The sequence below is a fragment of the Pseudomonas sp. LBUM1678 genome (assembly GCF_059695575.1).
The window spans coordinates 3,701,021-3,714,776 of the sequence record NZ_CP166775.1 but is presented as its reverse complement, the minus strand read 5'-3'; the positions used below and the strand labels follow the sequence as shown (position 1 = coordinate 3,714,776).

At 58.1% G+C, this 13,756-nt stretch carries 9 protein-coding genes and 2 pseudogenes; 5 read left to right on the top strand and 6 right to left on the bottom strand.

Annotated features, from left to right (window positions below; translation table 11 throughout):
• The first annotated feature begins 5 nt into the window (after positions 1–5).
• The 5 genes and pseudogenes from ACA070_RS16795 to ACA070_RS16775 form a co-directional block, all read left to right on the top strand.
• Positions 6–3,068: an efflux RND transporter permease subunit gene (locus tag ACA070_RS16795; RefSeq protein ID WP_497447547.1), complete on the top strand. Its 3,063-nt coding sequence runs from the start codon at positions 6–8 to the stop codon at positions 3,066–3,068.
• A gap of 5 nt (positions 3,069–3,073) precedes the next feature.
• Positions 3,074–6,205, top strand: a complete 3,132-nt coding sequence (locus ACA070_RS16790) for an efflux RND transporter permease subunit (RefSeq protein ID WP_497451965.1) — start codon at positions 3,074–3,076, stop codon at positions 6,203–6,205.
• Positions 6,196–7,605 (top strand): efflux transporter outer membrane subunit, encoded by a 1,410-nt coding sequence (locus ACA070_RS16785; RefSeq protein ID WP_497447546.1) that lies wholly within the window; start codon positions 6,196–6,198, stop codon positions 7,603–7,605. Before ACA070_RS16790 ends, ACA070_RS16785 begins: the two co-directional genes overlap by 10 nt.
• Before the next feature lie 60 nt (positions 7,606–7,665).
• A pseudogene (locus tag ACA070_RS16780) lies at positions 7,666–7,811 on the top strand (GlxA family transcriptional regulator); the annotation flags it as partial.
• A 29-nt stretch (positions 7,812–7,840) separates the two neighbouring features.
• Positions 7,841–8,032: pseudogene (locus ACA070_RS16775) on the top strand (ATP-binding protein); the annotation flags it as partial.
• Here ACA070_RS16775 and ACA070_RS16770 read toward each other — a convergent pair.
• From ACA070_RS16770 to proX, 6 genes are all read right to left on the bottom strand, one after another.
• Positions 8,016–8,432, bottom strand: coding sequence for a PhzF family phenazine biosynthesis protein (locus ACA070_RS16770; protein ID WP_497451964.1), 417 nt, complete (start codon positions 8,430–8,432; stop codon positions 8,016–8,018). The pseudogene ACA070_RS16775 and the gene ACA070_RS16770 sit on opposite strands and share 17 nt — an antisense overlap.
• Positions 8,429–8,647, bottom strand: a complete 219-nt coding sequence (locus ACA070_RS16765) for a PhzF family phenazine biosynthesis protein (RefSeq protein WP_497447545.1) — start codon at positions 8,645–8,647, stop codon at positions 8,429–8,431. Before ACA070_RS16765 ends, ACA070_RS16770 begins: the two co-directional genes overlap by 4 nt.
• Before the next feature lie 236 nt (positions 8,648–8,883).
• Complete coding sequence (locus tag ACA070_RS16760) at positions 8,884–10,035, bottom strand: MFS transporter (RefSeq protein ID WP_497447544.1); 1,152 nt, start codon at positions 10,033–10,035, stop codon at positions 8,884–8,886.
• 27 nt (positions 10,036–10,062) lie between these two features.
• A complete protein-coding gene (locus ACA070_RS16755; protein ID WP_497447543.1) occupies positions 10,063–11,166 on the bottom strand; it encodes a GlxA family transcriptional regulator in 1,104 nt (367 codons plus the stop codon).
• A 48-nt stretch (positions 11,167–11,214) separates the two neighbouring features.
• On the bottom strand, positions 11,215–12,564 hold the full coding sequence (locus ACA070_RS16750; RefSeq protein WP_497447542.1) for an MmgE/PrpD family protein: 1,350 nt from the start codon (positions 12,562–12,564) through the stop codon (positions 11,215–11,217).
• 85 nt (positions 12,565–12,649) lie between these two features.
• Positions 12,650–13,693 carry a glycine betaine/L-proline ABC transporter substrate-binding protein ProX gene (gene proX / locus ACA070_RS16745; RefSeq protein ID WP_497447541.1) on the bottom strand — a complete coding sequence of 348 codons (1,044 nt, stop codon included), beginning with the start codon at positions 13,691–13,693 and terminating at the stop codon, positions 12,650–12,652.
• Positions 13,694–13,756: the final 63 nt, after the last annotated feature.

The following is a 13,756-nucleotide window of genomic DNA, read 5'->3' as shown; positions in this document are numbered from 1 at the left end:
CGATCATGAATATTTCGCGGCCCTTTATCGAACGTCCTGTAGCCACCACTTTGATGATGGTCGCGGTGCTGTTGCTGGGGATGCTGGGTTATCACCTGTTGTCGGTGTCGGCGTTGCCTGAGGTGGACTACCCGACCATCCAGGTTTTCACCCAATACCCCGGTGCCAGCCCGGACGTGGTCAGCTCGTCGATCACCGCCCCCCTGGAACGTCAGCTCGGGGAAATGCCCGGCCTGAAGTCGATGAACTCCACCAGTTCCGACGGCGCCTCGGTGGTGACCCTGCAATTCGAGCTGTCGCTTTCCCTGGACGTTGCCGAACAGGAAGTGCAGGCGGCCATAAACGCGGCCGGCACTTTCCTGCCAGCCAACCTGCCGTACCCGCCGGTATACAGCAAGGTCAACCCGGCAGATGCACCGGTGCTGACCTTGTCCCTGACCTCTGATGTACTGCCGTTGACCAAGGTCGAAGACCTGGCCGACACCCGCCTGGCGCAGAATATTTCGCAGATCACCGGCGTTGGCCTGGTGACCATCAGCGGCGGCCAGCGACCGGCGGTGCGGGTCGAAGCCAATACGTCGACGCTGAACAACCTCGGGCTTTCCATCGATGACCTGCGCACCTCCCTGGGCACGGCCAACGTCAACCAGGCCAAGGGCAATATCGACGGCAAGTTCCAGGCTTATTCCATTGGCGCCAACGACCAGCTGCAATCCGCCGAGGAATACCGCGACCTGGTGATCGCTTATAAAAACGGCGCACCGATACGCCTGTCGCAGATCGCCAGTTCCACCCAGGGCCCAGAGAACCCGCGCCAGGCCGCATGGACCAACAGCACGCCGTCGATTGTGCTGAATATCCAGCGCCAGCCCGGCGCTAACGTCATTGAGGTGGTGGACCGCGTGCAGCAATTGCTCCCCAAATTGCGGGCCAGTCTGCCGGGGACCTTGAAGGTCGAGGTGTTGACGGACCGTACGCAAACCATCCGCGCCTCGGTCACCGATGTGCAGTACGAACTGGCAGTGGCGGTGCTGCTGGTAGTGATCGTGATTTTCATCTTCCTGCGCAATATCGCGGCCACGATGATTCCGGCGGTCACCGTGCCGCTGACCCTGGTGGGCACACTGGCGGTGGCCTACGCCCTAGGCTTTTCCCTGAATAACCTGACGCTGATGGCGTTGACCATCGCCATCGGGTTTGTGGTGGATGACGCCATCGTCATGATCGAAAACATCACCCGCTACATCGAGGCCGGCGACTCACCGCTGGAGGCGGCGCTCAAGGGTTCGGAGCAGATTGGCTTCACCATCATTTCGCTGTCTATCGCCTTGATTGCGGTGATGATCCCGCTGCTGTTCATGGGCGATGTGGTTGGCAGACTGTTCCGCGAATTTGCCATGACCGTGGCCGTGACCATCGTTATTTCGGCGCTGATTTCCCTGACCCTGACGCCGATGATGTGCGCGCGGATGCTGAGGAATAAGCACGAGGAGCGTCGTGCAGATTTCTTCGACCGCATCAACACCCAGTACGTCCGAGTCCTGGACTGGGTCCTGGCCCACCGCACCCTGACGCTGATCTCGGTGGTGTTCACCGCCGCGCTGACCCTGATGACCCTGGTGATCATGCCCAAGGGCTTTTTCCCCGACCAGGACACCGGCCTGATCCAGGGTATTTCCCAGGCGTCGCCGACCATTTCCTTCCAGCAGATGCAGGTCGAGCAGCAGCGCTTGGCGGCACGGATCCTCAAGGACCCGGCGGTGCAGAGCCTGTCGTCCTTCGTCGGCATCGACCAGACCAACCCCACCATCAACCAGGGCAACCTGCTGATCAACCTCAAGCCCCGGGGCGAGCGCGACAGCGCCACCGAGGTGATCCGCCGACTGGCCGATGTCAACGCCGACGACGCCGGCATCCGGCTGTACCTGCACTCGGTGCAGGACCTGACCCTCGACGCCACGGTGTCCACCACCAGTTATCGACTTGGCCTGCAAGCCAACGACCTGGATGAACTGGAACAGTGGACCAACAAGCTGCTGGCGGCGGTCAAGCAAGACCCAGTGTTTATCGATGTGCAAAGCCAAGCGATGCAGTTCGGCAACCAGATCCAGCTGACGTTCGACCGCGCCACTGCCTCACGACTCGGCATCACCCCGCAAGCCATCGATGACGTGCTGTACGACGCTTTTGGCCAGCGTCAGGTGTCGACCATCTACACCCAGCTCAACCAGTACCACGTGGTGATTGCCACCGATCATCTGCCGCGCAACCTGCCGGATCTGCTCACCGGTTTGTACGTCGACATTCCCGCCGGCGGTGTGGCGCCGCTGTCAAGTATGGCGACCCTGCAGGTGGTGCGCACGCCGCTCACCATCAACCGCATGGGACAATTTCCCTACGCCGATGTGTCCTTCAACCTCGCTCCCGGCCAGACCTTGGGCGCGGCGCTGACGCTGCTGCAGGACATCGAGGCCAAGGTCGGTTTGCCGCTGTCGGTGCAGGCCAACCTGGAAGGCGCGGCGGCGACGTTCGAGTCGTCGTTGTCCAACCAGGTGTTCCTGGTGGTGGCGGCGATTGTGGTGGTGTACCTGATGCTGGGGATTCTCTATGAGAGCTTCGTGCACCCTGTGACGATCCTGTCGACGCTGCTGTCGGCGGCCCTCGGGGCGTTGCTGGCGCTGCTGGTAACCGGTACGCAATTCGACATCATCGGCCTGATCGGGATTGTCCTGTTGATTGGCATTGTGATGAAAAACGGCATCATGATGGTGGACTTCGCCCTGGAGCTGTTGCGCAAGGGCGACCTGAGCCCGACGGCGGCGATTCGCCAGGCGGCGCAATTGCGCTTCCGACCGATCCTGATGACCAGCATGGCTTCGCTGTTTGGCGCGGTGCCACTGGCGCTGGGTACCGGTATCGGTTCGGAGCTGCGGCATCCACTGGGGATCGCGATCATCGGCGGCCTGTTGCTCAGCCAGTTGTTGACGCTGTTTTCCACCCCGGTGATCTTTCTCGCCATGCACGGCCTGGGGCAGCGTTTCAGCCGACGCCCGGTTGAAACGGACTGATGGCGATGAACCTCGGCGCGCCGTTTATCAAGCGTCCTATCGCCACCACGTTACTGGCGGCAGGGCTGGCGCTGTTTGGGGCGCTGGCGTTCATGCTGTTGCCGGTGGCGCCGCTGCCGGAGGTGGACTTCCCGACCATCAGCGTCAGTGCCTCGCTGCCCGGTGCCGATCCAACCACTGTCGCCAGTTCCGTGGCCACACCTCTGGAGCGAGAGTTCGGGCAGATCGCCGGGGTCACGCAAATGACCTCCTCCAGCAGCCTGGGCTCGGCCAACATCATCTTGCAGTTCGACTTGAACCGCGATATCGACGGCGCCGCCCGGGATGTGCAGGCGGCAATCAACGCCGCCCGCAGTAACCTGCCCAGCGACCTGTCCGGCAACCCGACTTACCGCAAGGTCAACCCGGCCGATTCGCCGATCCTGATTATCAGCCTGACCTCCGACAGCGCCACGCCGGGGCAGATGTATGACGTGGCCTCGACCTTGCTGGAGCAACGGCTGTTGCAAACCTCCGGGGTAGGCGACGTCACCGTGGGCGGCGGCGCATTGCCGGCGGTGCGGGTGGAACTGAACCCGGACCGGCTCAACCAGTACGGCGTCAGCCTGGAACAGGTGCGCCAGGTGATCAGCGCCTCCAACGTCAACCTGCCCAAGGGCTCGGTGGTCATCGGTGACCAGTCCTATGGCATCGGCGCAAATGATCAACTGCTCAACACTGAGGACTACGGGCCGCTGGTGGTCAAGGAGCACAACGGTGACCTGATCCGCATAGCCGACCTTGGCTACGTGCGCGAGGACGTCCAGGACCTGCGCAACTTCGGCCTGTCCAACGGCAAGCCCGCGGTGCTGTTGGTGGTGTTCAAGCAGCCGGGGGCCAACGTGATCGAGACGGTGGACGCGGTGAAGGCCTCGCTGCCGTTCCTGCAAAGCTCGATCCCGGCGTCCATCAAGCTCAACCTGCTGATGGATCGCACCACCACCATTCGCGCGTCTCTGCACGACGTCGAGGTGACGTTGTTGGTGTCGATCCTGTTGGTGACCCTGGTGACGTTCGGCTTCTTCCGTGACTGGCGCAGCACCCTGGTGCCGGCGATCGTGGTGCCGCTGTCGTTGCTGGGGACCTTCGGCGCCATGTATTTCCTTGGCTATAGCCTGAACAACCTGTCGCTTATGGCGCTGACCATTTCCACCGGTTTTGTGGTGGACGATGCCATCGTGGTGGTGGAAAACATCATGCGCCACCTGGAGCACGGCAAGACCCGGGTGGAAGCCGCAATGGCCGGGGTGCAGGAAGTGGGTTTCACGGTGTTGACCATCAGTGTGTCCCTGGTGGCGGTGTTTATTCCGCTGCTCTTGATGGGCGGGATTGTCGGGCGGTTGTTCCGTGAGTTTTCGGTGACGCTGTCGACGGCCATCGTGATTTCGATGCTGATTTCCCTGACGGTGACACCGATGCTGGCCAGCGTATTGCTGCGGGCACCGAAGGAAATCCGCGAGGGCAACGAACACCCGGACTCACGCTTTCACCGCTTCTATGACCGCACCCTAGGCTGGGTCATCGACCACACGCTGCTGATGGGCCTGGTGACAGTGCTGGTGATCGTCCTCGCCGGGGTGCTGTACGTGCTGGTGCCCAAGGGCTTCTTTCCCCAGGAAGACACCGGCCGCTTGCAGGGCAGCATCCTCGCGAACCAGAGCATTTCCTATGGGGCGATGCAGAAGGACTTCACTGAGATTAACCGCAAGGTGATGCAAAACCCCAATATTGAAAACACCGCCGGCTTTGTCGGCGGCGGGGGTGGGGGTGGTGGCGGAGCGGTCAACAGTGCGCGGCTGTTTGTGTTGCTCAAGCCACTGGCCGATCGCAAGAACAGCGCCACAGACGTGATCGGGCAAATTCGCCACGCCCTCGGCGACCTGCCGGGGACCAAACTGTACCTGCAATCGGCACAGGACATCACGGTTGGCGGCCGGCAAAGTGGCGCGCTGTACCAATACACCCTGACCGCCGATGACCAGGAATCCCTGGACGAGTGGGTGCCCAAAGTGGTGGAGGTGTTGCGCAAGTTGCCGCAAATCACAGACCTCAATACCGACCAGCAGGACAACAGCCTGCTGGCCAATGTGACGATCAATCGGGATACGGCGGCGCGGCTCGGGGTCAGTATCTCGGCGGCGGACCAGACGCTGTACGACGCATTTGGCCAGCGGCAGGTCGCGACCCTTTACCGCGCCGCCAACCAGTATCACGTGGTAATGGAAATCGCCCCGCAGTACTGGACCGATCCCGCGGCGCTCAAGGGTACTTACGTGCCGACGGGCACCGTGGTGACCACCAAAGGCAGTACGCCAGCCCCCAACCTGGCCATCCAGAAAACCCTGGTGCCATTGTCGGCGATTGCCGATAACTCGGTGGCACGCACGGCGATCTCCATCAGCCACCAAGGCACCTTTCCAGCGGTGACCGTATCGTTCAATCTGGCCCCTGGCACCTCCATCGGCCAGGCTACCGCGCTGGTGGACGACGCCGTGAAGCAGTTGCGCATGCCTGCCAGTGTGGTCGGCCAGTTTGCCGGAACAGCCCAGGTGTTCCAGTCGTCGGTGGCCAGCGAGCCGTTGCTGATCGTCGCTGCGCTGCTGTCGGTGTATATCGTGCTGGGCATCCTCTACGAAAACCTGATGCACCCACTGACCATCCTCTCGACCTTGCCCTCGGCCGGTGTGGGCGCGTTGATCGCCTTGCTGCTGACGGGCACCGAGTTGTCGATCATTGCGCTGGTGGGGGTGATTCTGCTGATCGGTATCGTGAAGAAGAACGCAATCATGATGATCGACTTCGCCATCACCGAGCGCCGGGAGTTCGGACTGACGGCCAAGGAAGCGATTCGCCGCGCCTGCCTGATTCGTTTCCGGCCAATCATGATGACCACCCTGGCGGCCATTCTCGGCGCATTGCCGCTGGTGCTGGGCACCGGCTACGGCTCGGAGTTGCGCCGGCCTTTGGGTATTTCGATTATTGGTGGTTTGCTGCTCAGCCAGGTGCTGACGCTGTACACCACTCCAGTGATCTACCTGTGGCTCGACCGGGCGTCCCAGCGCCTGGGGCGGCGTAAGGAAGCAAGGTTATGGAACTGAAATACAGCGTGCTGTTCATCAGCCTGATACTCGGGGGCTGCATGGTCGGGCCTGACTACCAGAAGCCTGCAATGGAGTTGCCGCAATCGTTCAAGGAAGGCGCGCAGTGGCAGCGAGCGGCGGCCAATCCTCAAGGCGCATTGGACAGCCAGTGGTGGCTGGCTTATCAGGACCCGGTGTTGAACGACCTTGTGGCGCGCTCGGCCAAGGCCAACCAGTCGATCATTGCTGCTGAAGCGGCTTATCGGCTGGCCAAGGCGCAGGTGGCGTCGAGTCGGGCCGGGCTGTGGCCGACGGTTGGCGTTGGCTTCTCGGGTTCGCGGGGGGAGGGCGGCGATAGCACCACCAGCACGACCTCAAGCGGGGTCAAGAACAGCTTCAGCGCCACCTTGACCGCCAGTTGGGAGCCGGACCTGTGGGGCGAGGTACGCCGTAGCATCGAGTCGAGCCAAGCGACGGCCCAGCAATCCGATGCCTTGCTGGCTGGGGTGCGGCTGTCCATCAGCTCCAGCGTCGCCAGTAACTACCTCGCGCTGCGACAGATGGATATCGACGTGCGGCTGCTGCAACAGCAACAGAAGATCAATCAGCAGCTGCTGGACATGATCCAGTCCCAGTACACCCAGGGTGTCGCCACCAACGACCAACTGCTGGTAGCCAAGGACCAACTGACTACCTCGATTGCCGATCTGCAGACCTCGCTGCGCGATCGCGAGCAATATGAACATGCCTTGGCGGTGTTGGTGGGCGTGGCACCGAGCGAGTTTGCTGTAGCACTGCGCAATGACTTCACCTTCGTCCTGCCTCGGCCACCGCTGACCTTGCCTTCGACCCTGCTCCAGCGCCGCCCCGATGTGGTGTCTGCCGAACGCTCGGCGGCGGCGGCCAACGCGAAAATCGGCGTCGCCGAAGCCGCATTCTTTCCCTCCCTGGACCTCACCGCCCAGCTCGGCTATCGCGGCAGCGCCCTTGGTGGCTTGTTCTCCTTGCCCAATCTCATCTGGACCCTGGGCCCTGCATTGGCCGAAACCCTGTTCGACGGCGGCGCCCGCGAGGCAGCGGTCAAACAGGCCGAGGCCAGCTACGACCAAATCGCCGCCAATTACCGCGGCACTGTGCTTAGCGCCTTGCAGAACGTTGAAGACAACCTCTCGGCCATCAACCACCTGCAAACCCAGGCCGACGCCTTCCAGCAGGTTTATCAGCGCAACCAGCAACTGTTCGGTAGTCAGGAGGCGCAGTTACGCGCTGGCACCGCCAGCCAAGAGTCGGTGCTGACCCAGCAACTGGTGTTGCTGCAAGCCGAGCAGAACCTGCGGGACACCCAGGGCCAGCTCAGTCAGGGCAGTGTCGCGCTGATCCAGAGCCTGGGGGGCGGCTGGCAAGCCACCGGGCACTGAACGGCTCGCTTCCCGTGCAGGCCGCGCGTTATTCGCGGCGCACTTTAATTGACGCCGAGATTGATCGAACGACGCCAATTCAGCGGGGCATTAAAGGCAAAAATCTTCGCTACTTGAATGAGACCCCAGGCCAGACCCATCAAACGGTTCGGACAGGGTTTGTGTTGCTCGAGAATCTCTTGCTGCCGGCGTTCACCAAGTCAGTTTGTTGCTCGACGCAGATTTCTAAATCGGCCCAATGCATCGTGACTTGGCAGGTTTCGATTTCAGCGCCTCCAGCGCGGGTGCCCGCCTGGACAGAGAACTGGCCAGCCTGGAGTTTACGGATACCGCTCAGAACGTCGTGCTCATCGGTGGGCCGGGAACTGGTAAGACACACCTTGCTACAGCCTTGGCCTTATCCGGAATCACTACACGCAACAAACGAGATCTTCAGAGCAGAAATAACTTTTACATGTCGGGCAATATAAGATAGCCCTCTCTTCAATTGGAAGATAAATTTCAGCTTTCATGAAAGTTGCTGCTTTTCCTCTTATGGTGACTCTATTTCTTTTTAGTTCACATAACAAAATGCCCTCTCTTTGTGATGCTTGAAACGCAGTTAAATGATTTTTACCCAGTCGTGCTGCCCAGAAGGGAACCAGTGTTGCATGGATAGACCCTGTAACCGGGTCTTCAGGAATACCGGCGCCGGGGGCAGAGTAGCGCGAAACGAAGTCATACTCATCGCCCTTTGCTGTTATTACTACTCCGGTTGGTCCCAGACTAGATAGTTTGTTGAAGTCTGGTTTGTATGATCTAACTTCCCTCTCGTCGGCTAACTCTATGAAAATATTCTCAAGGTTTTATATTCAGTTATCAATAAATGCGCTGCAGCAAGGGTCGCGCGACCACAAAAATCCACTTCTACGGTGGGTATAAACCACCGCAGATCCCAGTGATCCCCCGCTGATCTGACAAATGCTGTTTCCGCTAGATTGTTTTCGCCTGCGATAGATTGCATCAGATTGTCACTAAGCCACTCTTCTTCTAAAACAAGCACAGCTGCAGGGTTGCCACCGAAACCTTGTCAGAAAAAGAATCAACCTGAATCATTGATGTCTCCACGTTTAATTAATTATGCGCCACTGGCTGGTAACTCTGGGGCCAGCTCCCCCTAGCATTCGCCTGCGCATACTGTGAGTTCAGTGATGCATCCATCGAGATGTCTCCTGGCTTTCTGAACGATGAGCTCGATTCGCAATGGCCAATGCTGAAATCGCGCCTGAAAAAATTGAGTTAATTGCGAAGTAATCGAGCTGTCGCACTGACAAAAACCAGCAGAACACTCACGCAACCAAGAGCGAATGACAAGGTGCTCAGATGGGCGACCGCCCCGATAAATACGGGACCTATCAGAATCCCCGCGTAGCCCATCGAGATGACAGCGGGGATGGCGACCGCCTGTGGCATACGTTGCTGGCGGCCTACAGCAGTAAAGAGCACAGGGACAATGTTTGAGCATCCAGCACCGACCAGAGCGTAGCCAATCAAGGACGCGGGCCAGCCATCGATTCCAAGCGACACGATCATGCCTGCGGCTGCGCAGAGTCCGCCAAGCGCAACGACGCGCACGCCACCTAGTTTGCTGACGATGGCATCTCCTGTCAGGCGGCCCACCGTCATCGCAGCGGCGAAGGATGCGTAGCCCAAACCGGCGATGCTCGGCTCTAACTCTCGGCTCGAAACAAGGAAAACCGCACTCCAGTCGAGTATTGCGCCTTCAGTGAGGAAGACGATGAAACAGAGCGCCCCTAAAAACAGCACGATCCCCCTGGGCACCGCGAACAGTGGCCCACCCCGTTCAGTGCCATAAGTCAGCAAAGCAGGCGCAGCTTTGTAAAGCGATCCCAAAACTGTCGCAACGATACAGAGTGTCGCAATGAGTGGATCCAGCCCGAAGCTCAGTAACGCCGTCATCGCCCCGGCGCCCAATATGCCTCCGACGCTGTAAAGGCCATGGAAGCCGGACTGAAGTGCCTGCCCGCTGTTTTTCTCGACAATGACGGACTGTATGTTCATGGCACAATCGAGCATGCCCATACTGGCACCGAAGATAATGACAGCGATGACCAGGCCAGGCAGCCAGACTACGGTGCTCAACAGCGGAAAAACGGAGCACAAGACAATCGTCGCCCAGATTACGACTGGGCGGCATCCATAGTGTGCAGTGAGATATCCGGCGAAGGGCATGGCCACAATAGATCCACCGCCGAGGCCTAGAAGCAGCAACCCCAAGCCACCATCGTCCAAGCCTGCGCGTGCTTTAACCAATGGAACCAGTGGCGCCCATGCGGACATGAGTAAGCCTGCGATGAGGAAGGCGATGCGGGTAGACACCCGCTCGCTGTGATTTGCCGTGGAGATCAATACCGGCGATGGAGCATTCATGATTCTCGGTTGTCCTTATCGATGATGCTAGCCATGATTGCTCGGCTCAGATATTGCGGGTTCATATGTGTGTTGCGTAGGCGGATTTCGGAATACTTCGCGCCTGCGCTCATACGTTGCTCTATAACTACTAGGTGCTACCCCAAAGAAGTCACGAAAGCGCATATGGAAATTGGCGAAACTACAGAAGCCGGTCGCAATCGCGATATCGGTGATGGGCCGATTGCTCTGCAGAATAAGCTGACGTGCTCGAGTCAAGCGCAGTTCCAGATAGTAACGTGTGGGCGTGGCACCTACGAAACGGCAGAAGCGGCGCTCCAATTGTCGTCGGGAAATCTTCACACATTCAGCCAGTTCGTCGATCGACAGCGGCTCTTCGATGTTCTTTTGCATCAGTTCTAAAGCGAGCTTCAGGGTTTGTGGCAAGGTGGGGTCAGAGTCAACTATGACAGTCGATATCCCAGAGACTTCAGTGGTTTGATCGCAACTGAGTATTTCCTCGACGGCATGGGTCAGCGACACGCCTTGTTTAGCGGTGATGAGCTCCAGCATCATTCGTAACGAGCTGCTGGCGCCAGCGCACGTGATACGGTTTCTGTCTATTACGTGAGTTCGACAAGAGACCAGGACTTTGGGGAAAACATCTTCCATCATCGCTCGCCCATCTGGATGGAAGGCACACTCGACACCGTCCATTAGCTGAGCTTCCGCCAGGAAAAATGCACCGTTCCACAAACCTCCCATGGTCGCACCAAGAGAGGCGGCGTTGCGTAGCTTGCGCCGTAATAGCGGGTCGCTAATCAGCTTCACTCGCAAACCACCGGCGACGATGAGAACGTCGATACGATCCGGTAGTTGTGATAGCTCCAGGTCTGCTGAAATCGCAATTCCCAGATCGCTCATTACCAGACGGCTCCTGATGCCGACCGTCAACACCTCAAACGCCGGTGCATCGCTAATCAGGTTGGCGGTCACCAGCGCATCGATAGCGCCGGTGAACGACATCATCGAGAAATTGTTCAAAAGCACGAAAGCCACACGAGTCACTACCTGCGGCTTTATTGGTTTCTTCGCCGGATAGGAGTACCCCATGTTTTTGTCTTTGAGCACGCTCTCGAATACGAATGGCATAAATCCTCTTTGACACCTGAACCAATAGCCAAGAAACCGTTGCGCTATCTAGACAGCGTTTTTTGGAGCGGACAGCAACAAATTAAAAAATGAGTGGCAGTCATCACTACCGGGCAATGCTTCAACACTGTTCTTGATGGCATTGCTGAGTGTGGTTCCCAAGCTGTCATCAGCCAGTAAATGGTATTTAGCAATGAGTTCGACATTCGACATAGGGTTGTCGGGGTCGCCCTTGGCCGTCGCGGTCGGGCTGGTAAGACGCGTACCGTCTTTCAGGGTAACCGTAACGCGGGACAGAATTTCCTCCGGGAACCTTGCTGACAGGTCAGGCGCCTCATGAAGGGTTATCTTCTCGCTGATGCTCAAGATGTCTGGCGCATGAATGGAGTCGCCGGTGACCTCGTTTGGGCCCAGCTTTCCGCGAACGATCAAGGCGGCCAGTGGGAACGCTAGCGCATACTGGGCCTCGTCCGCGTTCTTCGGAAAATGCCCCTGCAAGCACACAGACTCATGGAATGTCTCGACATCGATGGTCTCGATCAACTCCGCCGTGATGACTGGATGTGCTCGCATCAAATCGGTCATGGCCGTGAGTGCCGGTTGCGCCCAGCGGCATACCGGCCACGGTTTGAAATATTGCTCGTCGATCTCCCATCGGGTTCCGATGTCCTGCCAGAAAGTGGAAATCTCCAAAGGTTCAACGGTGGCGGCTGGAGCGCCAGTGACACCTATTTGTGCCATCAGTAGTGCGTTCAGTCCGGCATACGCCCCGGCGCCGTGGGCATCACGCAACATCGTTGGAAAGCTCACCAGGCGCATCATCGGGCACCTCGGGCCAAAATATTCCGCGATACCCAGCGCATGACGGAACGTCGTTTCATCAAGCTTCAGCAGGCGGGCTCCGGCGCAAACGACCCCGATCCCGGAAAAGGCACCTGAAGCATGATATTCCGGGGCAGTGGCCATCAAGGCCTGGCCCGCACGCAAGGCGGTCTCGTACCCGATGCACAGTGCGCTGAGGAATTCCTCTCCGTTGATGTCTCTACCTTGACTGAGATACGCGTCTACCAATGCAACAATGGCCGGGACTACGGTCGCACCCGCATGCCCCTTGGAAGTGAAGTGACCTTCATGTGCGTCCAGGCTATCAACGCAGAAACCGCCTGCATACGCGGCGCCTAACGGATGTACGGCTCTGCCGTCGAACCAAAGGCGGCTGGACAGCTTATTGGCGGAGTAGTGAGCGTCAGCGTAGGTTTTGAGCATAACGCTGGTTTGATTGTTGCGAGCTCCAGCGGCCACACCAATGATGTCGAGCAGGCAAGTTTTAATCAGCTCGCGTGTGTGCAGGGGCGCGTCCTTGTAACTGAAATTCTGGACGAATGAATACAACTGCATTTCATGATTCCTGATTGATAAATGCCGAAACGGGTAAAAAGTTGCCCGGCAAAGGGCAACCTTTACGCAGCTTTAGATGAAGAGATTATTTCTTTGCCGTGGCGGTATTTGCCGCGGCGCGTGCGTCCGCCAACCAACTATCGTACTTCGCGCGATGGGCCGCGATCCATTCTGCGGCATGCCGAGTAATGTCAGCGGCACTTTTCTCACCATTGTGCATTTTAAGATTTTGCGCGCTTTCATCGTCGGTAGTGATCTGCATTTCAGACAGGAATTTCACGGCAGCCGGATTTTTCTCGGCAAACTCTTTGTTAATAACCGCTTTGACACTGTCTACTGCGAAACCAAGGTTTTTGCCATTAAAGGTAGTGTTGGTATCGTTTTTGCCACCTGGAAGATCCGTGCGCGGCACGGTTAACCACACAACATCTTTACCTTCGACTAGAACGCCGGAGATCCACTGAGGCACCCAAGTGTAATAGAGAATCGGCTTACCTTGTTTATAACGAGCAATGGTGTCCGCCATCAACGCAAAGTAGGAGCCTTGGTTATTGGAAACGGTCTTTGTCAGGTCATAGGCTTTCATATGGTGCGCAATGATGAGCTCACAGCCCCAACCCGGGTTGCAGCCCGTGAGGTCAGCTTTACCGTCATCATTGGCATCGAACAGTTTGGCAATTTCCGGTTTCTGTAGATCTGCGATAGACGTGATGTGATGTTCATCGGCAGTTTTCTTGTCAATCATGTAACCCTGCAACACGCCCGGCATAATTTCGCCGGTTTTCACCATCGTCTCATCGCCGCCGGCCTTCTCGTAGAAAGATTTGTGCAGTTCATTCCACAGGTGTACCGAGAAGTCAGCGTCACCATTGGAAATGGCTACCATCATGGTGGCGTACTCGGTTTCCTTTGGGGTTTCAACGTCGTAGCCCAATTCCTTCAGACCCGCCATTGCAATCTCGCCGCGAAACCGCTCTTCGGCGATTGACGGGAAAATGGGGGTGATAGATACCCCTTTTCCGGGCTGCTGTGCCGTGGCGGCCGATGCAAAAACAGGTGCGACTGCTAGTACTAAAAGCGCCACAGAGTGAATGAGTTTCTGCTTTATTCCGAGGATTATGAAGTTCATAGTCGTTTACCTTGGCTGGGTTAATAAGTTGGCAGTTCTTTTGGTTCACAACGCGACGCTAAA